We start from the raw sequence: 26,534 nt of genomic DNA, 5'->3' as shown, positions 1-26,534 counted from the left end.
AGTCCAACAAAATAATGGCGCGCATTTGCACTCGGGGGAATAGCCGTCAAGCAACCACCTCGGTTTTCCGCCGAGTGTTGCGAAAAAGATACCATATTGCGTTTCGCTGTACAGCGATGTGGGTAAGGCACCTTTGATATGTCGGAGTAATAGAGGGTTATACGGGGGTAACGCGCAACAGGCTCGCTCCGTGGGACGGCAGTTCCCGCGCGACCGCACCTTGCATGTCGGCGAGCGCAGCGCGCGCCCATAGGTCGCGCACCGAGACCGTGCCGCGCAGCCCGATCCGGTCGAGCGGGAGCGCGACACGGCGCGGCTTGGCCGAGGTGTTGAACAACGCGACATACCGCCCGCCGCCGGGTGCGGTGGCGCTCCACAGCCGCGTGCCGTCTTCAAGGATATGCGGCCGGTTGTCCGAACTCGCCTGGTTGACCGCGATGACTTCCGGGTTGGTCAGCAGCGCCAGCGTCGCCGCGTCGAGATGGCGCAGGTCGCCACCCATGATGAGGGGCGAGCGCACGATCGACCACAAGGTCATCAACGTCCGTTGCTCGTCGGGCGTGAAGCGCGAATCGCGTGCGCCAAGCGCGAGCCGGCCGAGCGGCAGCATGTCGCCGTCGGGCCAGCGGCCGCCGCCGATGTAGGGACTCCAATTCTCGAAGCGGGTGAACTGCGCGGCGAGCTGCGGCCATTCGTCCCAGAAGTCATCGGCGATGCGCCACATCTCTGCATGGCGGCGGACGTGATCGGCGCGGATCACCGGCGTCTCGCCGGGCGAAAGGCTGAGAATCATCGGCCGCCCCGACCGCTTGATCGCCAGCGCGACCGCCTCGATTTCGGGGGCGTGCGCGTCATAGGGGCGGCTCATGTCGTCGACCTTGACGAAATCGACCCCCCAGCGCGCATATTGCGCGAACACGCTGTCGTAATAGGCCTGCGCGCCGGGCCTGCGCATGTCGACGCCGTACATGTCGGGGTTCCACGAACAGACGCTCGTCACGTCGGCGATGTCGCGCGCGCGGAGGTGCGTGCCCAATACCGGGAGGTTGCGCTCGACCGCGAGGCGCGGAATGCCGCGCATGACGTGGATGCCGAAACGCAGCCCCAGCGCGTGCACGCGCGCGGCGAGCGGCGCGAAGCCCATGCCGCCCGCGCTCGACGGAAAGCGGTTGGGCGCTGGCAGCAGCCGGCCGTCGCCATCCATCACCGGCACCGGCTTGGCGTTATATTCGTAGCTCTTCGCGTCGGGATCATACCATTGAATATCGACGGTGAAGGTGTCGTAGCCGGCCGGCAACAGTTTCGCCGCCATGATGCCGGCGGTCTCGACCGCCTGGGCTTCGGTGATGGTGGTGGCGAAGCTGTTCCAGCTATTCCACCCCATCGGCGGCGTCGGCGCGAGCGAGCGTGTGCCGCGCTGCGCCGCGCCGGCGACCGCCGGCAGCGCCGCAGCCGCCGCGCCGGCGGCGAGCAACGAGCGCCGATCAATGCCGCTCACGCGCGCAGCACGCCGTTGGCGACCGGCTCACCGAAGTCGGGCGTGCCGTCGGGGGCATAGCGGATCGGTTGTACGCGGGTGTGGCGGTTGGGATCGAACAGGGGATCGCCCTTGATCTCGGCGTAATCGCGCGCGTGATAGACCAGCATGTCGCGGCCGCGTTCGTCGGTGGTGAAGCTGTTGTGGCCCGGCCCGTAGACCTTGTGCGCGGGCGACGATGTGAACACCGGCAGCGGCGATTTCGACCAGTTGGCCGCATCCATGATGTCGGCATCGTCGCGACAGGTAAGCATGCCCAGGCAATAGCGTGCATCGGTGGCGCTCGCCGAATAGGTCATGAACAGACGCCCGTTGCGCGCGAGCACCGCTGGCGCCTCGTTGACCTTGAAGCCCCGCACTTCCCAATCGAGCGTCGGCACCGACAGGCGCACCTGCCTGGCGGCGAGCGTCAACGGCGTCTTCAAAGGCGCGAGATAGAGGTTGCTGTTGGTGTCGATCCCCGGCTCGCGCTGCGCCCAGGCGAGATAGCGTTGGCCCTTGTGGACGAACGAGGTGGAATCGAGGTTGAAACTGTCCCACTCGGTCTGGAGCTGGCCGAGCACCCTCCAAATGCCCGTCATCGGGTCCGGCCCGTCGCACACCACCGCATAAGTGCGGATGCGGAACACGTCCTCGCCGCCGCCGCTCGGGCCTGCGGCGAAATACATGATCCAGCGCCCGTCGATCAGATGCAGTTCGGGCGCCCAGAGAAAGCCGGACATCGGCCCGGTCTTCTCGTGCCGCCACAGCACGCGCTCGGCTGCGGTGGCGAGGCCGGCGATGGTTTTCGAACGGCGCAGCACCAGCCGGTCATATTCGGGCACCGATCCGGTCATGTAGTACGTGCCGTCGGTATGGCGGAAAACCTGCGCGTCGGCGCGGTTCCTGACCAACGGGTTGGTGATCGCCGCTTTGGGTGCGGTGCGCGCCAGAACGGGCGTGGCGGCAAGCGCGGCGGCGCCACCGACGAAGCCGCGACGAGTCAGGTCAATCATGTTCAATCCTCTGCTTGCGGCCAGCCATCGGCGCCCCAGCGCATCGGTGCGATCCGAAGCGTCGGGGCGCCTTTGTTGTCTTTGTCATAGGCATGGTAGACGACGTAATCGGTGCCGTCCTTGTCATGCAGGAAACCGGGGTGACCCGGTCCGCGAAACCGCCCTTTCTCGGGCAGGTCAGCACGCAGGAACACGGTGCCGCCGCCGCTCAGCATGGAACTGCCATCCTTACCGAGATACGGCCCGGTGATCGCTTTCGATCGGCTGACGACGGTGTAATAGCTGCTGTTCACGCCCTTGCAGCAATAATCATAGCTGGCGAACAGCCAGTACCAACCGCCATGATCGACGATGAATGGCGCCTCGACCGGGTCGGGTGCGCCAACGGGTACAGCCCGGTGTGCGATCGCTATCGGCATCGCCTGTGGGTGGAGTGGCTTGCCGGTCCTGGCGTCGAGCTCGACCAGCTTGAGGCCGCTCCAGAAACTGCCGAAGCTCAGCCAGTGGCGGCCCTGGCGATCGACCACGAAATTGGGATCGATCGCGTTATAATCATTGACGGGCGTCGACAGCAGCACCACCCCCTCGTCACGCCAGCCATAGCCCGGCGCGGCGCGGTCGAGCGTCGGACTCGTCGCGAGGCCGATCGCCGAGCGGTTCGAGCCGAAGGTCGAAACGGCGTAATAGAGCCGCCAACGCCCGTTCACGAACGACATGTCGGGCGCCCACATTCCCTTGGCGTCAGGCACTGCCTTCGCGACCCAATCAGGCAAGGCCGCGAGCGGCGGCGCGGCCAGCGTCCAGTGGACGAGATCGGGCGAGGTCCGCTCGGTAAGTCCGGTGCCGAAGACATGATAGGTGTCGCCTTGCCGCGCTATCACCGGATCGTGCGTCGGCACCAGATCCCCCGCCAGGCGGTCGTTGAGCGTGGCGGGTTGCTGGGCGCTCGCGAAACTCGCGAGCGCCAGCGCCATGATGCCGAGGACCATCCCGCGCATATCGTGTTTTCCGCTCGCCGCTATTGCAGGTCGAGCATCACCACAGACTTGGCCGGCAGCGCGACCGTCAGCGTCGTGCCGTCGATCCGCGCGCCGGTGAAGGCGGCGGGGGCGATGGCGTTCGGCGTGGTGAAATCGTTATGCGCGTTCATCGTCGCCGCCGTCAGGATTCGGCCCGAGACGCTGCTCGCGCTCACGCCGCCGAGTGCGACGCCGACCGTGACCGGCTTGTTGGGATCGAGGTTCGACAGCGCGACATGGACCTTGCCGGCCTTGTCACGCACCGCCGAGGCGGACACGCCCGGCATCGTCCACTGGTCCTTGTTGTACCACGGCGATTTGACGTCGATCGGCAGCACCGTCGCGTCCATGTACGGCTTGTACATCTCGTAAACGTAGTAGGTCGGCGTCTTCACCATCTTGGCGCCGTCGGTGAGGATCATCGCCTGCAGCACGTTGACCATCTGCGCGATCGCCGTCACGCGGACGCGGTCGGCATGCTTGGCGAAGATGTCGAGATGGACAGACGCGACCAGCGCGTCGCGCAGCGTGTTCTGCTGGCGCAGGAAGCCGGGGTTGGTGCCCTTTTCCGGCGCAAACCAGGTGCCCCATTCATCGACCGCGAGGAACAGCTTCTTCTGCGGATCGAACTTGTCCATCATCGCGCTGTGCTTGGCGACGAGTTCCTCCATGCGCTCGGCATCGGCGAGCGTGTGCGCCCAGCCAGCCTCGTCGAACTCGGTCGCGGACGCGCTCGGCGGCCAGCCGCCCGACATCGTATAATAATGCAGCGACACGCCGTCGATCTGCTTCGCCGCATCGCGCATCATCGTCTCGGTCCACGTATAATCGTCGCCATTGGCGCCCGACGCGACCTTGAGGATCTTGGTGCCTTCCGGCGCGACGACGAAGGTGGCGTAGCGCTTGGTCTCGTCGGCGGCATAGGCTGCGCTCATGTTGCCGCCGCAGCCCCACAGCTCGTTGCCGATGCCGAAATAGGGCACCTTCCACGGTGCCTTGTGACCGTTCTTCGCACGCTCATCGGCGAGGCTGCCGGCGGGGGCGGTCATATATTCGACCCACTCGGCCATCTCGCGCGGCGTGCCGTTGCCGACGTTGCCCGAAATATACGCTTCCGAGCCGATCTGGTCCATCAGGTCCATGAACTCGTGCGTGCCGACCTCATTGGGTTCGGTCACGCCGCCCCAGTGCGTGTTGATCTTGACCGGGCGCTTGGCCTGCGCCCCGATGCCTTCCCGCCAGTGATATTCGTCGGCGAAACACCCGCCCGGCCAGCGCACCATCGGCACGCCGAGTTCCTTGAGCGCGCCGACCACGTCGTTGCGGAAACCGCGCGTGTTCGGAATCTTCGAGTTCTTGCCGACCCACAGGCCGCCATAGATACCGTTGCCGAGATGCTCGGCGAACTGGGTGAAGATGCGGCGGTCATAAACCGGGCCGGGCTTCTCGCCGTGCAGCGTCACCGTCGCCGTGTCGGGCGCGGGTGCCGCTTGCTGCGCCACACTTCCAGTTGCCGCTCCAGCGAGCGCGATGCCGCCCAGCAGCGTGCGTAAAAGTCTTTTCATCCTCGTCCTCCCGTCAATCATTGAATGGTTCGACCGTATCACGCCGCGCGCGCAAGAACGCGTCGGCGACCAGCTTGAGCGGGCTGGTATCGACATCGCTGCGCCCGCTGTGGATCAGCGTGGCGAAGCGTGCGTACAGCCCCGGATATTCGCGGTCTTCCTTATGCTCGGCGCCGCTCGGCAGCGTCAGCACCGCACCGCCGCGCGACAGCTTGCAGGTGCCCGCGTCGGTCTCGACGATGATGTCCCAGCTTTGCGCGCCGGTCTGGCGCCAGTCGAGGTCCATGTGGATTTCGGCACCGGCGGTATCGCAGAAGCTGAGATCGGCGGCGATCGGCGCGGCGCGGTTGGCGGGGATAAGCAGCGTGCCCGCGCGCAGGTAGAACGGGCGTGGCAGGATATGCGTCGCGATCGACAAAGCGTTGATGCCGGGATCGAACACGCCAAGCCCGCCCGGCTCCCAGATCCACGCCTGCCCCGGATGCCACACGCGGACGTCCTCGCGCCACACGATCGAGACGCTCTCGATCTGCCGCTCGGCCAGCCACGCCCGCGCCGGCGCGACCCCCGCGGCGAAGCGCGAGTGCCATGCCGCGAACAGCGACGCGCCGGTTCTGGCGGCGCACGCCTCCAGCGCATCGACTTCGGCGAGCGTCGCGCCCGGCGGCTTTTCGAGAAAGACGTGGATTCCGCGTGCCAGCGCCTGCGCGGCGAGATCGTAGCGGACTTGCGGCGGCGTGCAGAGCGCGATCGCATCGACCGCCGGGCCTTGCGCCAGCAACGCATCGAGGCTCGGCAAATGCGGCGCGCCGTCTACACCCTGATCCGCCACCGGGCTGACGGTCGCGGCGAGGCTGAACGCAGCGTCGCCGCGAATCGCGGGCAGATGCTGGTCGCGCGCGATCTTGCCCATGCCGACGATGCCGATACGGATCGGGTCCACCGATCAGAACGCCCTGACGATAGCCGAGCGAATGCTGGACCGGGTACGGTGCTGCAAACGGCGCAGGGCCATGCGATCCATCCTCTCTGTCTCGTCGCGAGCAAACGACATGCCTTTTCGGGCCGTTTGCGACGGCCACCCAATTACTCCTACTTATTTGGCGGCCTCACGAAACGCAATCTTTCGTTTTGCAAAGCCGCAACGGCTGTTACGGCTGCGCAAGGAGACGAGGATGACCGAACATCGCGAAGAGGTCGACGGCGTGGTTAGGGCACCACGCGGCACGGGGCGCCGGCTGCACGGCTCGATCGCGCACAAGATCGGCGTCGCGATCGTCTCGGGCACCTATGCGCCCGGCGATATCCTGTCGAGCGAGGTCGATTTCTCCGAAGCGCTCGACGTGTCGCGCGGCGCCTATCGCGAGGCGATCCGCGCACTTGCCGCCAAGGGGCTGGTCGAGAGCCGACCCAAGGCGGGAACACGTGTGCTGCCGCGCGCGCGCTGGAACCTGCTCGACCCCGACGTGCTGACCTGGGCGTTCGCGGGCGAACCGGACGCGCAGTTCGTGCGCAATCTGTTCGAACTGCGCGCCGTTGTCGAACCGGCCGCAGCCGGCTTCGCGGCCGAGCGGCGCGATCGGGACGACCTGCGCATCCTCAAGGACGCGCTCGCGCAGATGCGCCGCCATTCGCTTGCCACCGAAGCCGGCCGCGTCGCCGACCGCGATTTCCACGACGCGATTCTGCGCGCGACCCGCAACGATGCGATGATGGTGCTGGCGGCGAGCATCGGCGCGGCGGTGAGCTGGACGACGCAGTACAAACAGCGCGCACGCGCGCTGCCGCGCAACCCGATCCCCGATCACGCCCGCGTCTATGAAGCCATCGCGGCGGGCGACCCCGTCGCGGCCAGCGCGGCGATGCGCGTGCTGGTCGACCTCGCGCTCCAGGATACCGCCAGCGCGATGGGCACCGACGTCCAACCGCCTGCGATCAAAGCCTTGCCCTGACAATTTTGGTCCGACTATAAGCCGCATGCAAACGGCGCCGCATTGCTCAGGCGCTCTATGAAGGAACACAGAGGATGCTGAAGATGATGCGCGTCGGCGTGGCGGCACTGGCCGCCGCTACCGCTCTTACGCCCTATGCGGCGATCGCGGCGGACGCCAAGCGCGAAGCGGCCGGCAAGCTCGCCGACGGATCGGCGATCGAGGCGATCACGCTCTCGAACGGCCACGGCGTCTCGGCACGCATCCTCACGTATGGCGCGACACTCCAGTCGCTGATCGGGCCGGATCGCGACGGCAAGCTCGCCGATGTCGCGCTCGGCTATGACGACGCGGCGACCTACCAGAGCCATCCCAATTATTTCGGCGCGACCATCGGCCGCTATGCCAATCGCATCGCCGGCGGCCGCTTCACGCTCGACGGCAAGACTTATCAACTGCCGCTCAACGACAGGGTTAATTCGCTCCACGGCGGCGGCAAGGGCTTCGACAAGCAGCTCTGGAAGATCGTCTCGGTCAAGTCGGGTCCGGTCGCATCGGTGGTGCTCGCGTTCTCCAGCCCCGATGGTGACGCGGGCTATCCCGGCGCGCTCGACGTGACCGTGACCTATGCGCTCGACGAAACCGGCGCGCTCAAGGTCAGCTATGACGCCAAGACCACCAAGCCGACCGTGGTCAACATCACCAACCACAGCTTCTTCAACCTCGCCGGCGAAGGCGCACCGGCAGGCGCGACCTTCCACACGCTGGTGATTCCCGCACAGAGCTATACGCCGGTCGATGCTCACCTGATCCCGACCGGCGAACGCCGCCCGGTCGCGGGCACAGTGTTCGATTTCCGCAAACCGCGCGTGATCGCCGACGGCATTCGCGACGGTCGTGACGAACAGATCCGCTTCGGCCAGGGCTACGATCACAATTTCGCGCTCGACAAGGGCCTGACCGCGACGCCGCAGCTCGCGGCGCGGCTCGAAGACCCGGCCTCGGGCCGTGTGCTCGAGGTGCTGAGCACCGAGCCGGGCGTGCAATTCTACACCGCCAACTTCCTCGACGGTACGTTCGTCGGCAAGGGTGGCCATGTCTACCGGATGGGCGATTCGGTATCGCTCGAACCGCAGAAATTCCCGGACTCGCCCAACCATCCCGATTTCGTCTCGGCGCGGGTCGATCCGGGCAAGCCCTATCACAGCGAGATGATCTTCAAACTGTCGGTCGCGCCGCGCTGATCCTGGCGCGCGTTCCACGTGGAACCGCCCGGCGCGAGCGCACCGCGCCGGGCAGCGACAGCAGTCTCCCGGCTGATGACCGCGTGGATGCCAGCGCCATCCACTCCGACGATCCCGCGTGACTGCGCGAACCTAGCGGCTCCCGGCAGGCATTCACGACGCCCGGCCGCCATTCTCGGCACGCTTTACGCGGTTTGTACCCACGGCTATCCCCTTTGCAGGGGAATTTTGGGGGCAGCATGAAACGGGAACTCTGGGGGGCGCTCGCGCTCGCGTCGGTCGCAACGCAGGCGGGGGCGGCCAGCGATGCGGCGACGAAATTTAGCGCACGCGAAGACGTCCGCCAAATCAGCATATCGCCTGACGGCAAACGGATCGCCTATATCGCGCCAACCGGCACGCGCGGCGATGCGGTCATCATCGCGACCGTGGCGACCGGTGAGTTGAAGGCGATCACCGCATCCTCGGGAAATCCCGATCGTGTACAATCGTGCCATTGGACCACCGATACGCGACTGACATGCGCGGTCTACATGGTGGTTGCGGACAGCACGCGGCGCATATTGCCATTCTCGCGCATCTTCGCGCTCGACGCCGATGGCAAGCGCGTGACCATGCTGAGCGCACGCACCAACGACCGCACGCTCGGATTTTCGCTGGGTGGCGGCGAGATCATCGACTGGCAGGCCGACAAAGCCGACGGCAGCGTGTTAATGACGCACAACTATCTTCCCGAGGCGACGACAGGCAGCATCGTCGCCTCCACCAGGAACGGCCTCGGCGTCGATCGCATCGACACCGTCACCCTGAGACACACCATGGTGGAGCCGCCGCGCGGAGGCGCCGAGGCCTATATCAGCGATGGCCACGGCACGGTGCGGATCATGGAAGTGCGCGGCGAAACCAACACGGGCTACATGAAGGACACGGTTACGGTCCTGTACCGCACGCCCGACAGCCGTGAGTGGAAGCCGCTCGGCACCGTCAAGCAGACCGGCGGCGTCAGCACGGGGTTCGATCCGGTCGCGGTCGATCGCGACAAGAATGTTGCCTACGGCTTTGACACGGTCGGCGGACGCACCGCGTTGTATTCGGTGGCGCTCGATGGGTCACTCAAGCGCGAACTCGTGCTGGCGCGCGCCGATGTCGATGTCGATGATCTCGTCTCGGTGGGACGGCAGAACCGGATGGTTGGCGTCAGCTTCGCCACCGACAAGCGCCAGACCGTGTACTTCGATCCCGAACTCGCCAAGCTGTCCGCCTCGCTGTCCAAGGCGTTGCCGGGTCTGCCGCTGGTCAACATCGTCGATGCCACGGCGGATGAGAGCAAGCTGGTGATCTTCGCGGGCAGCGACGTCGACCCAGGACGGTACTACCTCTACGACAAGGCGACGCGCAAACTCGCGGAGTTGATGCCGATGCGGCAGGCGCTTGCCAAGACTCTGTTGGCGAGCGTCAAGCCTGTCACCGTGACCGTCGCCGATGGAACCACGATTCCGGCCTATCTGACGCTACCGCCGAACGGTGCGGCCAAGGGGTTACCGGCGATCGTGATGCCGCATGGCGGCCCCGATGCGCGCGACGAATGGGGCTTCGACTGGCTGGCCCAGTTCTTCGCCAATCGGGGCTATGCGGTGCTGCAGCCCAATTTTCGCGGATCGACCGGATATGGCGTCGCCTTCTTCGAGAAAAACGGATTCCAGTCCTGGCCGGTCGCGATCGGCGACGTGAACGACAGCGGGCGCTGGCTGGTCAAGCAAGGCATCGCCGATCCGGCCAAGCTCGCGGTGGTCGGCTGGTCGTACGGAGGCTATGCCGCGCTGCAATCCGCCGTCCTAGATCCGACACTGTTCAAGGCGATCGTCGCGGTCGCTCCGGTGACGGATCTGGAAAGCCGCCGGGAGGAATGGCACGATTTCACCAATTATTCGCTCATCGATACGCAGATCGGCCATGGTCCGCATGTCGCGGCCGGCTCGCCCGCGCAACATCCCGACCGGTTCATCGCGCCGGTGCTGCTGTTCCACGGCGATCTCGATCGCAACGTAGCGGTCGCCGAATCGCGCTTGATGGCATCGCGCCTCAAGGGCGCACACAAGGCCGTGACGTATGTCGAGTTTCCCGCGCTCGACCACCAACTCGAGGACAATGCGGTGCGCGCGGAGATGCTCGATAAGATGGACGGCTTTCTGCGCACGACCTTGGTGTTGCCGCCCGCGCCTTGAACGGGTGACAGGCCGGGCACAAAAAAAGGGCGGCCGTTGCGGGCCGCCCTCTTTTTTAGGTTCGGAAAAAGCGACGCGGAGAAACCCCACGACGCCTGCCGAGCCGCTGATGTTCGCTTGGATTTAGCGCCGCTAAATCCTCGCCTCAGCGGCTGTAGAATTCCACCACCAGGTTCGGTTCCATCTTCACCGGATAGGGCACTTCGTCGAGCGTCGGAACGCGCGTGAAGGTCACCTTGGCGGCGCCATCGGGGGCGACGTAATCGGGGATGTCACGCTCGGACAAGGCCTGCGCTTCCATCACCAGCGCCATTTCCTGCGCCTTCGAACCCAGCGTGATCTCTTCGCCGGCGAAAACGCGACGCGAGGCGATGTTGCACTTCACGCCGTTGACGCGGACATGGCCGTGCGAAACGAGCTGGCGCGCGGCGAACACCGTCGGCGCGAACTTGGCGCGGTAGACGATCATGTCGAGACGCTGCTCGAGCAGGCCGATCAGGTTCTGGCTGGTATCGCCCTTCATGCGCGCGGCTTCGGTGTAGCAGGCGCGGAACTGCTTCTCGGTGACGTCGCCGTAATAGCCCTTGAGCTTCTGCTTGGCGCGAAGCTGCAGACCGAAGTCCGAAACCTTGCCCTTGCGGCGCTGACCGTGCTGACCGGGGCCGTATTCGCGCTTGTTGACAGGCGACTTGGGACGGCCCCAGATGTTCTCGCCCATGCGGCGATCGATCTTGTGCTTGGCGCTGGAGCGCTTCGACATATTCTATTCCTTGCAAATGCCAATGACGAGACCGGCGTCGCCACGAGGACGGTGCCGATCAGATCCCGGTAATCGCTCCGGCATGATACCGGGGCCGCCGCTTCACCGGGGTGCGGGGCCAAATGCGAAGGCGGGCGGTTAGCGGCGGGGGCCGCAAGAGTCAAGCCAATCGATCCGCGAGACGAAGCGAGCGGCAGGCGCTATGCGAGCGCCGCTCTTGACGCCACCCTACCGACCCTTCCACCCTCGCGCGTACACGTAAGGATGTGACCCAACGCCATGCAGCTCGTCATCGTCGAATCGCCCGCCAAGGCGAAAACCATCGAGAAATACCTCGGCTCCGATTACCGGGTGCTGGCAAGCTACGGCCATGTCCGCGATCTGCCGCCCAAGGACGGCTCGGTCGATCCCGACGACGGGTTCGCGATGGAGTGGGAAAACTATGCCGACAAGGCGCGGCAACTCAAGGCAATCACCGACGAGGCCAAACACGCCGACCGTCTGATCCTCGCGACCGATCCCGATCGCGAGGGCGAAGCGATTTCGTGGCACGTGCAGGAGGTGCTGCGCGCCCGCAAGGCGCTGCCCAAGGATGTCCAGCGCGTGACGTTCAACGCCATCACCAAGGCGACCGTCACCGAGGCGATGAAGCATCCGCGCGAGCTCGATACCGATCTGATCGATGCGTACCGGGCGCGCCGCGCGCTCGACTATCTGGTCGGCTTCACGCTGTCGCCGGTGCTGTGGCGCAAGCTGCCCGGCGCGAAATCGGCGGGCCGTGTCCAGTCGGTCGCACTCCGGCTGATCGTCGAGCGCGAACGCGAGATCGAGGCGTTCCGGGCACAGGAATATTGGTCGGTCACCGCGCAGATGGAGCAGGACGGCACGCCGTTCGTCGCGCGCCTCACGCGCTGGAACGGCGACAAGATCGATCGCCTGTCGATCGGCGACGAAGGGACCGCGCTCAGGGCCAAGGCGGATGTCGAGCAGGGCCATTTCACCGTCCAGTCGGTCGAGACCAAGCCCGCCACGCGCAACCCGCCGCCGCCGTTCACCACCTCGACCTTGCAGCAGGAGGCCGCGCGCAAGCTCGGCTTCTCGGCCGATCACACGATGCGGATCGCGCAGAGCCTCTACGAAGACGGCGCGATCACCTATATGCGGACCGACGGCGTGCAGATGGACGGCAGCGCCATTTCCGCCGCGCGGCTCGCGATCGCCAACCGCTATGACGCTGGCTACGTGCCCGACAAGCCGCGCCAGTATACGTCGAAGGCGAAGAACGCGCAGGAAGCCCACGAGGCGATCCGCCCGACCGATTTCAGCAAGGACCGCGCCGGCGCTGGCGATCATGGCCGGTTGTACGATCTGATCTGGAAGCGTGCGCTCGCCAGCCAGATGGCATCGGCGCGGCTCGAGCGCACCACGGTCGAACTGGCCGAGGGCACCGGACGCACCGCCTTGCGCGCCACCGGGCAGGTCGTGCTGTTCCCCGGTTATCTCGCGCTGTACGAGGAAGGCACCGACGACAGCCAGGACGAGGACGCCCGCCGCCTCCCCCGCATGCGTGACGGCGATGCGCCGGCCAAGAAGGCGGTCGATGCCGAGCAGCATTTCACCCAGCCGCCGCCGCGCTTCTCGGAGGCGAGCCTTGTCAAGCGGCTCGAGGAACTCGGCATCGGCCGGCCCTCGACCTATGCGTCAATCATCAAGACGCTCAAGGATCGCTCCTACGTCCGCACCGAGAAGAACCGCTTCTTCGCCGAGGAGAGCGGGCGACTGGTGACGGCGTTCCTCGAACGCTTCTTCGAACGCTATGTCGGTTACGATTTCACCGCCGGCCTGGAGGACGAACTCGACGAGGTTTCGGGCGGACGCGCGCAGTGGCAGGCGGTGCTCGAAGCGTTCTGGAAGGACTTCAAACCGCGCACCACCGAAGTGATGGAGCAGAAGCCGTCCGAAGTGACCGCGGAACTCGACAAGTTCCTCGCGCCCTATCTGTTCCCCGAACGGGCCGATGGCGGCGATCCGCGGCTGTGCCCGAGCTGCGGCGCGGGGCAGCTCGCGCTGCGCGGCGGCAAGTTCGGCGCGTTCGTGGCGTGCTCCAACTACCCCGAGTGCAAATACACCCGCCGCTTCGGCCAGGGCGGGGCGGCCGAGGATGGCGCCGCGCTCGAGAACGAAATTCTCGGCAATGATCCTGAGACCGGCCTGCCGGTCGAACGCAAATCCGGGCGGTTCGGGCCGTACATCCAGCTTGGCGACGGCAAGGAAGCGAAGCGCGCGTCTATCCCCAAGGACGTGCCTGAACTCGATCTCGAATGGGCGCTGAAGCTGCTGTCACTGCCGCGCACGATCGGGACGCATCCCGAGACCGGCCAGCCGATCAATGCGGCGATCGGGCGCTATGGTCCGTATCTGGTCCATGACGGCAAGTACGCGCGGCTGACCTCGACGGCGGAGGTGTTCGAGACCGGTATGAACGCGGCGGTGGTCAAGCTCGCCGAAGCGGCCGCAGGCGGCGGGCGTCCGCAGCGTGGCGCGGCGCGCGAGCCCTTGAAGGTGCTCGGCAAGCATCCGCGCACCGAGGCGGAGATCAAGCTGATGGAGGGCCGCTATGGCGCCTATGTCACCGATGGCGAGACCAATGCGACTCTGCCCAAGTCGATCGAAAAGGACGCGCTGACGCTTGAGGAAGCCGCGCAACTGATCGACGCGCGCGCGGCCGCCGCACCGGCCAAGCCCAAGAAGAAGGCGCCCGCGAAAAAGGCTGCTGCCAAGAAGCCGGCGGCCGCAAAGACCGCCAAGGCACCCGCCAAGAAGGCGGCGCCCAAGGTCGCGAAGAAAGCCTGACCCCGGTCAGGCGGCGTGGCGGGCGCTCGTCGTCAGCCACGCCCGCGCGGCCCTTTGCGCGACCGCGATCTCGCGCGCGCTCATGTCCCCGGCGATTTCGCTGCGGCACGCCATTGCCGCTTCGCTGCCGTTGATCGCGGCGAGGTTGAACCATTTGTGCGCTTCGACCAGATCGACGCCGATGCCGGCGGTGCCGCTCGAATAGACCATGCCGAGTTCGTACAGCGCGGTCGCATCGCCGCGCGTGGCATCCGCGATACGGCTATCGAGGAGGAATTGCGCACTCTTCCGGTTGCTGCCCATCGTCCCTTCACCCCTTTATCTTTCGGTTCTTGGGGTGAGTATCGCGCGGCATCGCTGAAAAAAGGGTTAATGGCGCTTAAGCATAAACGTCGCGGTCAGGCGCTGGCCTGCATGTCCACTGCGACATTGTCGATCAGGCGGGTCGCGCCGAGCCGCGCGGCGGCGAGCAGCCGCAGCGGCCGGCCCGGCTCGGGATGTTCGGTGAGCGTCTCGGCATCGACCAGCGCGACATAGTCGATCACGAAGCCCGCCGCGCTCAGCATGTCGTGTGCGCCCGCCATCGCCGTGGCGACGTCTCCGCCACGCCCGATCTCGCGCGCCGCGACGCCGAGCGCGCGTGGCAGCGCGACGGCGCGAGGCCGTTCAGCCTCGTCGAGATAGATGTTGCGCGAAGACAGCGCGAGGCCGTCGTCCTCGCGCTGGGTCGGCACGCCGAGGATTTCGATGCCGAAATCGAGATCGGCGACCATCCGGCGGATCACCGCGAGTTGCTGGAAATCCTTCTCGCCGAACACCGCGACATCGGGCCGGACCTGGTTGAACAATTTGGCCACGACGGTCGCGACGCCGTCGAAATGGCCGGGTCGCGCGGCGCCATCGAGGCCGTCACTCACGCCCGTGACCGAGATGGTGGTGGCGAAGCCGTTCGGATACATCTCCTCGACGGCCGGCGCCCACAGCACGTCGCAGCCGGCGCGCGTGAGCATCTGCGAATCGGTGGCCTCGCGGCGGGGATAGCGCGCCAGATCCTCGCCCGCGCCGAACTGGCGCGGGTTGACGAAGATCGACGCGACGATCCGCCGCCCCGGCCGCTTCGCCGCCTCGATCAGCGCGATATGGCCGGCGTGGAGCGCGCCCATCGTCGGCACCAGCGCAACCGACTCCCCGGCGGCGCGGAAGGCGGCGATGGCGTCGCGCAGCATGGCGATCTGACGGATGGTTTGCACGGGCGTCGAGCCTCCGGTAAGAATGGCCCGGCCTTCTATGGGCGGTAGCCCGAACGGGCAATAAGAGGAATTTAAGACATTGCCGGGTGACGGGAAAAAGCCGCACATCATCGTGTTCGCCAACGAAAAGGGCGGCACGGGAAAATCGACCACAGCCGTCCATGTCGCCATCGCTCTGGCGATGAAGGGCGGCCGCGTCGCCGCGTTCGATCTCGATCATCGCCAGCGCACGGTGGGGCGCTATCTCGACAATCGCGCGGTGACGGCTAAACGCACCGAGCGCGAACTCATCACGCCGCGTCACGCCACGCATGACGGCAAGACCGACGCGAAGTTCGAGGAATTGTTCGCATCGCTGTCGGAGGATAGCGACTTCCTCGTCATCGACACGCCGGGCCGCGACGATCCCTTCGCACGCCTTGCGGCGCAACGCGCCGACACGCTGGTCACGCCGATGAACGACAGTTTCGTCGATTTCGACCTGATCGGCCAGGTCGATCCCGACACCTACAAGGTGACTCGACCGAGCTTCTACGCCGAACTGATCTGGGAGGCGCGCAAGGTGCGGGCGCGCACCGACGGGGCGACGATCGACTGGGTGGTGCTGCGCAACCGCGTCCAGCATATCGAGGCGCGCAACATGCGGCGCGTGTCGGAGGCGCTCGACCAGCTTTCCAAGCGCGTCGGCTTCCGCATCATCCCCGGCCTCGGCGAGCGCGTGATCTACCGCGAGCTGTTCCCCAAGGGGCTCACGATGCTCGATTCGGGCGCGTTCGGCGAGATGGGTCTCAGCCATGTCGCCGCGCGGCAGGAGCTGCGCGAGATGATGAACGCTCTGTCGCTGCCCGATCCTGCCGTGCCGCTGTTCGCCTGATGGCGAAGTTTCTCCTTTTGGCGGCGCTGCTCGCGGCCGGATGGTATTTCTTCCTCCGTCGTCCAGCGGCGAAGCCGCCGATCGACGAGCAGGAAGCGCGTGCGATCCTGGGCGTGAGCGCCTCGGCCGATGCCGACACGATCCGCGCCGCGCACCGTCGCCTCGTTTCCGCCGTCCATCCCGACCGCGACGGCGGCTCGCCTGAGCTGGCGCGGCGGATCAACGCGGCGCGCGATCTGCTGCTCAAGCGGTGACGCACCACTTCGATCCGACGATCCTGCGCGAATATGACGTGCGCGGGGTGGTCGGGACGACGCTGCACGAGAGCGATGCTTTTGCGATCGGGCGCGGCTTCGCGACGTGCGTGCGGCGCGCGGGCGGCGCACGCGTCGCGGTAGGGTATGATGGACGGCTGTCCTCGCCCGCGCTCGAAACCGCGCTGATCGCGGGGCTCACCGCGAGCGGGGTCGATGTCGTGCGGATCGGCCTCGGGCCTACGCCGATGCTCTATTATGCCGAAGCGCATCTCGGCGTGGACGGCGGCATCCAGATCACCGGCAGCCACAATCCCGCCGACCAGAACGGCTTCAAGTTCGTGCTGCGGCATGCGCCATTCTTCGGTGCCGAGCTTCAGCATCTCGCGACGCTGGCAGAGACGGGCGACTGGAGCGAGGGTGCGGGCACCGTCACCGACGCGGATGTGCTCGACGCCTATGTCGATCGGCTGATGGTGGGGCACACGGGCGGCACCTACCGGATCGGCTGGGACACCGGCAACGGCGCGTCCGGGCCGGTGGTCGAGCGGCTGGTGCAACGCCTGCCGGGCGAGCATCATCTGCTGTTCACGGCGGTCGATGGCACCTTCCCCAACCATCATCCCGATCCGTCCGAAGCGGAGAACCTCGCCGATCTCACGGCGTTGGTGCTACGCGAGCATCTCGATTTCGGTTTCGCGTTCGATGGCGACGGCGACCGGATCGGCGCGATCGACGGGCAAGGCCGCGTGCTGGCGGGCGATCAGATCCTCGCCGTGCTGGCCGAGCCGGTGCTGAAAGACCTGCCCGGCGCGACGATCATCGGCGACGTCAAGATGAGCGGCGCCATGTTCGATCGCGTCCGCGATCTCGGCGGCGTGCCGCTGATGTGGAAGACCGGGCACAGCCACATGAAGGCCAAGCTCGCCGAGACGGGCGCGCCGCTCGCCGGCGAAATGACCGGCCATGTCTTCTTCGGGCACGATTTCTACGGCGTCGACGACGCGCATTACGCCGCCGTGCGGTTGATCGACGCGGTTCACCGCAGCGGCCACACGCTCGCCGCATTGCGCGATGCGACGCCGGTGATGGTCAATACGCCGGAACTGCGCTTTCCTATCGATGAGGCTCGGAAATTCGCGGTGGTCGAGGAGGTGCTCGCCCGCCTCGCCGGCGAGGGCGCGACAGTGAACCGCATCGACGGCGCGCGCGTCGATACGGCGGACGGCTGGTGGCTGCTGCGCGCGTCGAACACGCAAAACGCGCTGGTCGCGCGTGCCGAGGCGCGGGATCAGTCCAGACTCGACCGCCTGCTCGCCCAGATCGACACGCAGCTCGCCGCGAGCGGAATCGCGCGACCGCGCTAGGGGACTGGCTTTTCCGCGTCCGACCCGCCACCTAGGCGCCATGCCCCCGCCCCCGCCCCCGCCGATGATCCGCGTTGTCGATCTCGAGACCACCGGCCCTGCCCCGCCCGCACACGGCGTCTGCGAGATCGGCTGGCAGGATGTCGCGCAAGGCGCCGATGGCCGCTGGGAGCTGGTCGGCGAAGGCGGCGCGCGGCTGGTCAATCCAGGCCGGTCGATGCCGCCGATCACGCAGGCGATCCACCATATCCTCGACGAGCAGGTCGCGGACGCGCCGATGTGGCACGATGTCGCGCGCCAGGCGCTCGACCCATGGCCGCGCCGGCTCGCGCTCGCCGCGCACCGCGCCGATTTCGAGCAGCAATTCTGCACGCCCGCGCTCACCCGCAGCGCCGAGTGGATCTGCACGTGGAAATGCGCGATGCGGCTGTGGCCGGACGCGCCGAGCTTCTCAAACCAGGTGCTGCGCTACTGGCGCAAGCCCCACGGCATCGAGCATGAACGCGGCCTGCCCGCACACCGCGCCTTCCCCGACGCGTATGTGACCGCGTTCCACCTGCGCGACATGATCAATCTGGTCGGCGTCGAGCAATTGCTCGAATGGTCGCGCCAGCCCGGCCTGCTGCCGCGCGTGCGCTTCGGTCCCGATCGGGGCAAGGAATGGCATGAGATCGAGGATGACTCGTTGACCAAGTTCCTTGGTGATCGCGATATCGATGTGCGCTTCACCGCCGAGACCGAACTGGCGCGGCGACAGGGCGGCGGCTTCGTCGGACGGCAGACGTTGCAGGACCGGCTGCTGTAAGTGTTTGATATCTTGATCCACATCAAGGTTGGGCGACTGGCGTTTTACACTGCCGCCCTCTACCACCCCGCACGATGATACGGCGGGCGATACGAGTATTCGGTGAGAGCGAAGGTGCGATCGGCCGCCTGCTGATTACCTGTATGGGCATCGGTTTCGCCGCGCTGCTGGTGGCGGGCGTCGGGGCGGTGTGGACGACGATGCGCAGCCAGGCGCATACCGACATGGTCAACCATACCTACACGGTCAAACTTGCCATCGCGCACACGCAGATTCTGATCGAGCAGGGCGAAACCGCGCGGCGTGGCTATCTGCTGACCGGCGACCCCGACTACCTCCACAATTACGAGGTGGCGGCGACACAGACCGCACCCGAGATCGCGCGGATCGCGCGGCTTACCGGCGACAACCCCGTTCAGCGGCAGAACCTCGCGACGCTGCGGCCCTATCTGCGCGCATTGTTTGCCCAGCGCGCGTACACCAACGGGCAGATCGCGCGCGGCGCCAATGCCGAAGCGCTCGCCAATTTCCACCACGAAAAAGGCGCGCGGCGGATGTACCATATCCGCAGCGTGCTGGCAGCGATGGGCGACGAGGAATCGCGGCTGCTCGCGGTTCGTGACATGGAGCAGCGCAGCACGGTAGGCGCCTTCTACGGCGTACTCGCGGTCGCGGGCGTGTTGCTGGTCGTCGTGGCGCTGCTCTCGATCACGACGGTGCAGCGCTACACGCACGACCTGGCCCAATCGCGCGACACGCTGCGCGATTTCGCCGACTCGCTGGAGGATCTCGTCGCCGAGCGGACCACCGAACTGACTCGCGCCAACGAGGAGGTGCAGCGCTTCGCCTATATCGTCAGCCACGATCTGCGTTCCCCGCTCGTCAACGTGATGGGCTTCACAGCTGAGTTGGAAGCGGCGACGGCGACGATTTCCGGGCTGATCGACCGCGCCGAGCAGGACGCGCCCGAGATCCTGACCGAAGACGTTCGGCTTGCGGCGCGCGAGGATCTGCCCGAGGCAATCGGGTTCATCCGCACCTCGACGCAGAAGATGGACCGGCTCATCAATGCGATCCTCAAACTGTCGCGTCAGGGGCGCCGGGTGATCACGCCCGAGCCGCTCGACACGGGGGCGTTGGCGGCGACGATCCGCGCCAGCGTGCAGCATCTGCTCGACGATCGCGGCGCCGTGATGGAGATCGCCGAGCCGATGGTCGCGATCACCAGCGACCGGCTCGCGCTCGAACAGATTTTCTCCAATCTGATCGAGAACGCGGTCAAGTATCTCGATCCCAAGCGACCCGGTCGCATCCTCGTGCGCAGCCGGCACGATGGCGCGCGCGCGATCTTCGAAATCGAAGACAATGGTCGCGGCATCGCGCCGGCCGATCACACCCGCATCTTCGACCTGTTCCGGCGTTCCGGCCAGCAGGACCAGCCCGGCGAGGGAATCGGCCTCGCGCATGTTCGCGCCTTGGCCTACCGGCTCGGCGGGACTATCGATGTGGCATCCGAACTGGGCCGTGGCTCGACCTTCCGCATCAACCTCCCCGTCACCTATGTCGAAGCCCTGACACCTCGAACCGAGCGAGATTCCGCATGAACGACCACCGTTCCGTCAGCATCGTGATGATCGAGGACGATGAGGGCCATGCGCGCCTGATCGAGAAGAACATCCGTCGCGCGGGCATCCTCAACGACATCACCCATTTCACCGACGGTACGAGCGCGCTCGACTATCTGTTCAACCATGCCGACGGCCCCGCGCGCAACGGCCCGGCACTGGTGCTGCTCGACCTCAACCTGCCCGACATGAGCGGGACCGACATTCTCGCCAAGATCAAGGGCACGCCGGCGCTCAAGCGTACGCCGGTGGTGGTTCTCACCACCACCGACGACAAGGTCGAGATCCAGCGCTGCTATGATCTCGGCTGCAACGTCTACATCACCAAGCCGGTGAATTATGAGAGCTTCGCGCAGGCGATCCGCCAGCTTGGCCTGTTCCTGTCGGTGATCCAGGTGCCGGAGATCGAAGGCGACTGATGGCTGACACGCCGCCAACCTATGTGCTCTACATCGATGACGATGCCGGCCTGCGCCGGCTCGCCTCGCGCTCCCTTGCGCGGCATGGCTTCGTCGTCACGGTGGCGGAGGGCGGCGCCGAGGGCGTGGCGCTGGCGAAGGCCCAGCGGTTCGACCTGATCGCGGTCGATCATTACATGCCCGGCATGGACGGGCTGGAGACGCTCGCACATCTGACCGCGCTGCCGGATGCGCCGCCGGTCGTGTACGTCACCGGGTCGGAGGAAGGCCGCATCGCGGTCGCCGCGCTCAAGGCCGGCGCGGCGGACTATGTGGTGAAGTCGGTCGGGGCCGATTTCTTCGATCTGCTCGCCTCGGCATTCGCGCAGGTGCTCGAACGCGCCAAACTGGAACGCGACAAACATGCCGCCGAACAGATGCTGCGCGCGAGCAACGCACGGCTCGAAGCGCTGCTGCGCGAGGTCAATCACCGCGTCGCCAACAGCCTGCAGATCGTCTCGGCGATGGTCCGCATGCAATCGACCGCGCTCGCCGACGAAAGCGCGCGCGCCGCGCTGGAGGATACGCAGCGTCGCATCACGGCGGTCGCGCAGGTCCACCGCCGGCTCTACACCACCAACGATGTCGAGCAGGTCGATATGCGCGAATATCTCCGCGCCTTGGTCGACGAACTTGGCGAGACCTGGTCGAGCGACGCTGAGCCGCGCACGCTCAGCCTGTCGGCCGAACCGATCCGGCTGGCGACCGACCGCGCGGTCTCGCTCGGCGTGATCGTCACCGAACTGGTCAGCAACGCGTGCAAATACGCCTATCCGCTCAAGGCCGGTGAAGTGCGGATCGCGCTGTCGCAGATCGATGGCGATCGGTTCCAGCTCGCGGTCGAGGATGACGGCGTGGGCATGGACGTCGCCGCGCCCGCGCGCGGCACCGGCGTCGGCACCAAATTGATCCGCGCGATGGCGCAGAGCCTGCATACGATCGTGGAATATGACGTCGGGCGCAGCGGCGTGCGCGCGACGCTACAGGCCGCATTGGGATAGCGGGTTCGATCAGTCGATCGAGAGCCCGTGCGCCGCGTCCGCCAGCCGGTCGTCGGCGGGCCGCTCACCGAGCACGGTGACGATGCTGCCGGCGATGATCATCGCGCCGCCGGCGATGATCGTCACACCCGCCGGATCGCCGAAGAAGCCGATGCCGAGGATCGAGCCGACCAGCGGCTCGATATTGATGAACACGCCCGCCGCCGCGCTACCCACCCGCGATGCACCGACGTTCCACGCCACCGTCGCGAGGAAGGTCGAGAGCAGCCCCTGACCGATGATCCCGGCCCACGCCACCGAAGACATATGCAGCGGTGGCGCCCCGTGCATCAGCAGCGCGATCGGCAACACCGTGATCGCGGCGATGACGACCGTGACGGCGGGCACCGCCATCGCGCTCGTGGTCTTGGGCGCGCTCCTCAGCGCGAGCAACCAGCCAAGGAAGATCAGCAGAGAGACCAACGACAAGGCGATGCCAAGCGGCGTGCCCGATCCGTCGGGTTTGCCGGCGATCAGCGCGGCGCCAGCCGTCGCGGCGATCACGCCGATCCAGGACGCCCGGCTCACCCGCTCGCGCAGGACGAAAGCCGTGATCGCGATCAGCGCCGGCATCGCTCCGACCAGCAGCGCGGCGAGCGTGACCGTGACGTGCTCCAACCCTTCGAACTGGACCACGAAGGCGACGCCGTAGCAGATGCCCGCGACGACGACGGGCGCCGAGCGGAACAGCGCCCGCGCCTCGCGCGACGCGAGTGCGAAGGGAAGCGAGACGATCGCCGCGACGGCGAAGCGCAGCAGCACCATATGCGCCGCCGCCATCTCGTGCAGGGCGATCTTGCCGAGCGGAAAGCCCAGCCCCCAGAAGATGCCGGCGAGGGCGAGGAACAGGAAGGGCAGCATCATTATCACCGTCGCACAGGATCAGCGCCGATGCCACTGTCGCTGAGCGGCGATTGCGCGACCGGGTGGGACGCTTGCGCCGCACGCGGTTGACGCTGCACCGCAGCATAGCCACTTGGGCGGCATGAACGCCCCTGCACACGTCGCACCGGTTACGGCCGAGCGCCCCGCCGCGCCCGTCGCTCTGGTCCATTTCGCGCTGGCGATGGGCGGATTCGCGATCGGCACCACCGAATTCGCGACAATGAGCCTGGTGCCCTATTTCGCCAAAGGTCTCGGCATCGACGAGCCGACTGCGGGCCACGTCATCAGCGCCTATGCGCTTGGGGTCGTGGTCGGCGCGCCGCTGTTGGCGGTGGCGGCGGCGAAGCTGTCGCGGCGCACCTTGCTGATCCTGTTGATGACCGCTTTCGCGCTGTTCAATGGCCTCAGCGCACTCGCGCCGACCTATCACTGGATGCTGCTGTTCCGCTTCCTGAGCGGGCTGCCGCACGGCGCGTATTTCGGCATCGCCGCGTTGGTCGCGGCATCACTGGTGCCGACCAACCAGCGCTCTCAGGCGGTCGGACGAGTGATGCTCGGGCTGACCGTCGCGACGATCCTCGGCGTACCGCTCGCCAATTGGCTGGGGCAGGCCGTCGGCTGGCGCTGGGGTTTCGGCGTCGTCGCGGTGCTCGCGCTGCTGACGGTGCTGCTCGTCGCGCTATTCGCGCCGCGCGACAAGCCCGAGCCGGGGGTGAGTCCGCTCACCGAATTGAGCGCGCTCGCCAACAAGCGCGTGTGGTTGACGCTCGGCATCGGCGCGATCGGCTTCGGCGGCATGTTCTGCGTGTACACCTACCTCGCTTCGACGCTGTTCGACGTCACACGCGTATCGGCGGCGATGCTGCCCGTCGTGCTGGCGATCTTCGGCGTCGGGCTGACACTGGGCAACATCGTCGCGCCGCGCTTCGCCGACAAGGCGCTGATGCCGACCGGGGCGGCGTTGCTGGTCGGCAGCGTGGTGAGCCTCGCGCTCTACCCCCTCGCCGCGCTGCATTTCTGGTCGATCTCCCTCGATGTGTTCGCGATCGGCTTCACCGGCGCGCTCGGCACCGTGTTGCAGACCCGGTTGATGGACGTGGCGGGCAAGGCGCAAGCGCTCGCCGCCGCGCTCAACCATTCGGCGTTCAACACCGCCAATGCGCTCGGGCCTTTGCTCGGCGGACTCGCGATCGCGGCGGGTTACGGCTGGACATCGACCGGCTGGGTCGGCGCGTTGCTCGCAGCGGGCGGCCTGGTCGTGCTCGGCGTGGCGGTGCTCGACGACCGCAGGACGGCATAACCGGCCACCGCCGACACCAGCGAGCCGAGCAGCACGCCGACCTTCACCTCGTCCTGCAACGCCGCCGCCCCCGGGAAGGCGAGTCCACCGATGAACAGGCTCATCGTGAAGCCGATCCCTGCGAGCAGCGCGACACCGTAAAGCTGCATCCAGCTCGCGCCCTTGGGCCGATCGGCGATGCCCGACCAGCGGGCGAGCGCGACCCCACCGAGAATGCCGGCCTGCTTGCCGAAGAACAGCCCGAGCGTGACCGCGATCACCAGCGGCGCGCGCAGCACATCCGCCGGCAGCCCGCCCAGCGCGATACCCGCGTTGGCGAAGGCGAACAGCGGCACGATGCCGAATGCGACCCACGGCGACAGCGCGTGTTCGAGCCGGTGGAGCGGAGAATCTTCCGCGTCGGGCGCGCCCGGCGAGCGCGTGATCGGGATGAGCGCGGCCGCCAGCACCCCCGCCACCGTCGCGTGGACGCCCGACAGCATCACCAGCCACCACACCGCCGCGAACGCGATCAGATAGGGCGCGAGGCGCTTGACCCCATGCCGGTTGAGCGCGGCCATCACCAGCAGCATGCCCGCCGCGCCGGCCAGCGCGATCCAGTCTATCCCTTGCGTATAGGCGACCGCGATGATCGCCACCGCGCCCATGTCGTCGACGATCGCGACCGTCATCAGGAACAGCTTGAGCGAGGGCGGCACGCGCTTGCCGAGCAACGCCATCACGCCGATCGCGAAGGCGATGTCGGTCGCGGCCGGAATCGCCCAGCCGGGGCGTAGCGCCGCGTCGCCGCGCGTCACGGCGAGGAACACCAAGGCTGGCACCAGCATGCCCGCGGCCGCCGCGATCACCGGCAACCGGCGACGCGCCGGACTGCTCAATCGCCCGTCGATCAGTTCGCGTTTGATCTCCAGCCCGACGTAGAGGAAGAACAGACTCATCAGCGCATCGTTGATCCACAGATGCACCGTCATCGGCCCGATCGCGGGCGCGAGCACCGGGCCGGTGCGCAAGTGGAGCAGGTGGAAATAGCCTTCGCCGAGCGGGGAATTGGCCATCACCAGCGCGAGCGCCGCCGCCGCCATCAACACGATGCCGCCCGCCGCCTCGTTCCGCAGGAAATCGCGCAGCGCGGACCGCGCCTTCTTCGTGATCGATTTTACCATATCCGAACGTAACCGATCGATGGCAGGGGGGAAACCGAAACCGGCTCGCCGCCAAGCGGACTCGTTATCGCCGCTCCGGGCCGAAATTGAGTCGGCGCGTGACGTTATAATCGAGCACGGTCATCACGAAGAACGCCGCCGCCTGCTTGGTCCGCGTCCACCATCCGCTGCGCGATGCGTACAGCTCGGGCGTGATCGCTTCCGAATCGGCGACCTCGCCATCGAAATAGTCGCGCACGTGCGCGGCGAAGCCGGCATCGTCGATCCGCAGCATCATCTCGAGATTGAGGAACAGGCTGCGCACGTCGTAATTGGCCGAGCCGATATAGACCACATCGTCGATCAGGAAGAGCTTGGTGTGCAATTTGGTCGGCTGATATTCGTAAATCTCCACGCGCTTGCGCAGCAGCCCCGCGTAGGTGAAGCGCGATGCCCAGATCGCCGCGCCATGGTCGTTCTTGGATGCCAGCACTATCCGCACCCGCCCGCGCATACCCGCCCGGTCGAGCCGCTTGAGCATGCCCGGGCTCGGCGCGAAATAGGCCGCGATCAGCCCGATCTCGCGCCCGGCCTCCATGTCTCGCTTGACCGCGCGCGCCCACGGCGACAGCCGCCGCGTGGGGCCGCCGAACAGCCAGCGCACGGTGCCTTGCGGCTCGCTCCACGTCTTGAGCGCGCGGCGCAGCGAGCGCAGCGGCGGCTTGGGCTGCTTCGCCCAGCGCGACAGCGAATCGAAATAGCCGGTGATGCGATGCGCGGCATCGCCCTCCACCAACAGGCCGAGATCGCGCCACGCCTGCTCGGCGGGCGTGCCGAAATAGCCATCCTCGACGTTGAACCCGCCGATGATCGCGCGCGCCGTATCCGCCCGTTCGCCATCGGCGAGCGCGAGTTTCTGATGGTTGCGCAGCAGATAGCGCCGCCCCCAGCGCGGCACGAACCGGCACACGGTCACGCCGGCGTCACGCATCGGATCGAAAAAATGGCGTTGCTCGGCATGTTCGCTGCCGAGCCCATCGACGATCAGCGAGACGCGCACGCCGCGCATCGCCGCGCGGATCAGCGCGTCGCGAACGGCTTCGCCGGCGCGATCATCGACATAGATGTAATAGAGCATGCGAAGCGTCGCCTGCGCTTCGTCGATCAACGCGACGAGCGTTTCGAGCCGTTCCGGCCCGTTGACGAGCATCCGCAAGCGGTTGCCATCGACGGTGAAGACGGGCTGGGGCGCGGGTCGGTCCATCTCGACGTGGTGGCGCGCGGCGGCGCCGCGCGCAAGCAGGGTGTCAGCGTTCACCCGCGCTCAACGCGGGCGCACCCGGAGGTTTCCGCGCATGCCGGGGCAATTTCTTGACTCGGCGACATCGCGGGACTACAGCGCCGG

The 26,534-nt window shown here is 66.7% G+C and carries 22 protein-coding genes and 1 pseudogene; 12 read left to right on the top strand and 11 right to left on the bottom strand.

The annotated features are described in order from the left end of the window. Positions 1 to 157 precede the first annotated feature (157 nt). The 5 genes and pseudogenes from J0A91_RS05270 to J0A91_RS05250 form a co-directional block, all read right to left on the bottom strand. Positions 158 to 1,498, bottom strand: coding sequence for a glycoside hydrolase family 27 protein (locus tag J0A91_RS05270; RefSeq protein WP_069204026.1), 1,341 nt, complete (start codon positions 1,496 to 1,498; stop codon positions 158 to 160). Between the two features lie 5 nt (positions 1,499 to 1,503). Continuing rightward, positions 1,504 to 2,532, bottom strand: a pseudogene (locus tag J0A91_RS05265) (glycoside hydrolase family 43 protein); the annotation flags it as partial. A gap of 2 nt (positions 2,533 to 2,534) precedes the next feature. Further along, a complete protein-coding gene (locus tag J0A91_RS05260) occupies positions 2,535 to 3,530 on the bottom strand; it encodes an arabinan endo-1,5-alpha-L-arabinosidase (RefSeq protein ID WP_069204024.1) in 996 nt (331 codons plus the stop codon). A gap of 20 nt (positions 3,531 to 3,550) precedes the next feature. Continuing rightward, positions 3,551 to 5,116: an alpha-N-arabinofuranosidase gene (locus J0A91_RS05255; protein ID WP_083224517.1), complete on the bottom strand. Its 1,566-nt coding sequence runs from the start codon at positions 5,114 to 5,116 to the stop codon at positions 3,551 to 3,553. Between the two features lie 13 nt (positions 5,117 to 5,129). After that, positions 5,130 to 6,059 carry a Gfo/Idh/MocA family protein gene (locus J0A91_RS05250; protein WP_069204023.1) on the bottom strand — a complete coding sequence of 310 codons (930 nt, stop codon included), beginning with the start codon at positions 6,057 to 6,059 and terminating at the stop codon, positions 5,130 to 5,132. Between the two features lie 232 nt (positions 6,060 to 6,291). On the opposite strand from J0A91_RS05250, the gene J0A91_RS05245 reads away from it, so the two are divergent. From J0A91_RS05245 to J0A91_RS05235, 3 genes are all read left to right on the top strand, one after another. Then, entirely contained in the window at positions 6,292 to 7,068 is a 777-nt protein-coding gene (locus tag J0A91_RS05245; protein WP_083224516.1) for a FadR/GntR family transcriptional regulator, read from the top strand. An 83-nt stretch (positions 7,069 to 7,151) separates the two neighbouring features. Continuing rightward, positions 7,152 to 8,291 (top strand): aldose epimerase family protein, encoded by a 1,140-nt coding sequence (locus J0A91_RS05240; RefSeq protein WP_420852827.1) that lies wholly within the window; start codon positions 7,152 to 7,154, stop codon positions 8,289 to 8,291. 239 nt (positions 8,292 to 8,530) lie between these two features. Beyond that, on the top strand, positions 8,531 to 10,516 hold the full coding sequence (locus tag J0A91_RS05235) for an alpha/beta hydrolase family protein (RefSeq protein WP_069204021.1): 1,986 nt from the start codon (positions 8,531 to 8,533) through the stop codon (positions 10,514 to 10,516). A gap of 145 nt (positions 10,517 to 10,661) precedes the next feature. Here the strand turns inward: J0A91_RS05235 and rpsD are convergent, their stop codons facing one another. Further along, complete coding sequence (gene rpsD, locus J0A91_RS05230; RefSeq protein WP_069204020.1) at positions 10,662 to 11,276, bottom strand: 30S ribosomal protein S4; 615 nt, start codon at positions 11,274 to 11,276, stop codon at positions 10,662 to 10,664. A gap of 279 nt (positions 11,277 to 11,555) precedes the next feature. On the opposite strand from rpsD, the gene topA reads away from it, so the two are divergent. Beyond that, complete coding sequence (topA, locus tag J0A91_RS05225; RefSeq protein ID WP_069204019.1) at positions 11,556 to 14,129, top strand: type I DNA topoisomerase; 2,574 nt, start codon at positions 11,556 to 11,558, stop codon at positions 14,127 to 14,129. Between the two features lie 6 nt (positions 14,130 to 14,135). On the opposite strand, the gene J0A91_RS05220 is transcribed toward topA, so the two are convergent. Then, positions 14,136 to 14,432: an SEL1-like repeat protein gene (locus J0A91_RS05220; protein WP_069204018.1), complete on the bottom strand. Its 297-nt coding sequence runs from the start codon at positions 14,430 to 14,432 to the stop codon at positions 14,136 to 14,138. A 95-nt stretch (positions 14,433 to 14,527) separates the two neighbouring features. Beyond that, entirely contained in the window at positions 14,528 to 15,379 is an 852-nt protein-coding gene (gene panC, locus J0A91_RS05215) for a pantoate--beta-alanine ligase (protein ID WP_069204017.1), read from the bottom strand. Between the two features lie 79 nt (positions 15,380 to 15,458). Here panC and J0A91_RS05210 point away from each other — a divergent pair, with 79 nt between their 5' ends. From J0A91_RS05210 to J0A91_RS05180, 7 genes are all read left to right on the top strand, one after another. Then, a complete protein-coding gene (locus J0A91_RS05210; protein WP_069204016.1) occupies positions 15,459 to 16,253 on the top strand; it encodes a division plane positioning ATPase MipZ in 795 nt (264 codons plus the stop codon). Continuing rightward, a complete protein-coding gene (locus J0A91_RS05205) occupies positions 16,253 to 16,507 on the top strand; it encodes a DnaJ domain-containing protein (RefSeq protein WP_069204015.1) in 255 nt (84 codons plus the stop codon). Before J0A91_RS05210 ends, J0A91_RS05205 begins: the two co-directional genes overlap by 1 nt. Continuing rightward, complete coding sequence (gene pgmG / locus J0A91_RS05200; protein ID WP_069204014.1) at positions 16,504 to 17,874, top strand: phosphoglucomutase/phosphomannomutase PgmG; 1,371 nt, start codon at positions 16,504 to 16,506, stop codon at positions 17,872 to 17,874. Before J0A91_RS05205 ends, pgmG begins: the two co-directional genes overlap by 4 nt. A gap of 64 nt (positions 17,875 to 17,938) precedes the next feature. After that, a complete protein-coding gene (locus tag J0A91_RS05195) occupies positions 17,939 to 18,679 on the top strand; it encodes an exonuclease domain-containing protein (RefSeq protein WP_240502212.1) in 741 nt (246 codons plus the stop codon). Positions 18,680 to 18,822: 143 nt separating this feature from the next. Beyond that, positions 18,823 to 20,283 carry a sensor histidine kinase gene (locus J0A91_RS05190; protein ID WP_240502211.1) on the top strand — a complete coding sequence of 487 codons (1,461 nt, stop codon included), beginning with the start codon at positions 18,823 to 18,825 and terminating at the stop codon, positions 20,281 to 20,283. Next, entirely contained in the window at positions 20,280 to 20,723 is a 444-nt protein-coding gene (locus J0A91_RS05185; RefSeq protein WP_069204011.1) for a response regulator, read from the top strand. The genes J0A91_RS05190 and J0A91_RS05185 overlap by 4 nt, the downstream gene beginning before the upstream one ends. Continuing rightward, on the top strand, positions 20,723 to 21,763 hold the full coding sequence (locus J0A91_RS05180; protein ID WP_069204010.1) for a sensor histidine kinase: 1,041 nt from the start codon (positions 20,723 to 20,725) through the stop codon (positions 21,761 to 21,763). Before J0A91_RS05185 ends, J0A91_RS05180 begins: the two co-directional genes overlap by 1 nt. Before the next feature lie 9 nt (positions 21,764 to 21,772). On the opposite strand, the gene J0A91_RS05175 is transcribed toward J0A91_RS05180, so the two are convergent. After that, on the bottom strand, positions 21,773 to 22,666 hold the full coding sequence (locus J0A91_RS05175) for a DMT family transporter (protein WP_069204009.1): 894 nt from the start codon (positions 22,664 to 22,666) through the stop codon (positions 21,773 to 21,775). 121 nt (positions 22,667 to 22,787) lie between these two features. On the opposite strand from J0A91_RS05175, the gene J0A91_RS05170 reads away from it, so the two are divergent. Next, complete coding sequence (locus tag J0A91_RS05170; RefSeq protein WP_069204008.1) at positions 22,788 to 23,987, top strand: MFS transporter; 1,200 nt, start codon at positions 22,788 to 22,790, stop codon at positions 23,985 to 23,987. Here the strand turns inward: J0A91_RS05170 and nhaA are convergent. After that, on the bottom strand, positions 23,888 to 25,150 hold the full coding sequence (gene nhaA, locus J0A91_RS05165) for a Na+/H+ antiporter NhaA (protein ID WP_069204007.1): 1,263 nt from the start codon (positions 25,148 to 25,150) through the stop codon (positions 23,888 to 23,890). The two genes, J0A91_RS05170 and nhaA, sit on opposite strands and share 100 nt — an antisense overlap. A gap of 64 nt (positions 25,151 to 25,214) precedes the next feature. Further along, positions 25,215 to 26,393 (bottom strand): phospholipase D-like domain-containing protein, encoded by a 1,179-nt coding sequence (locus J0A91_RS05160; protein ID WP_069207058.1) that lies wholly within the window; start codon positions 26,391 to 26,393, stop codon positions 25,215 to 25,217. Between the last annotated feature and the right edge of the window lie 141 nt (positions 26,394 to 26,534).

The organism is Sphingomonas panacis, assembly GCF_001717955.1.
Classification (GTDB): domain Bacteria; phylum Pseudomonadota; class Alphaproteobacteria; order Sphingomonadales; family Sphingomonadaceae; genus Sphingomonas; species Sphingomonas panacis.
This window is presented reverse-complemented; position numbering and strand designations above follow the sequence as displayed.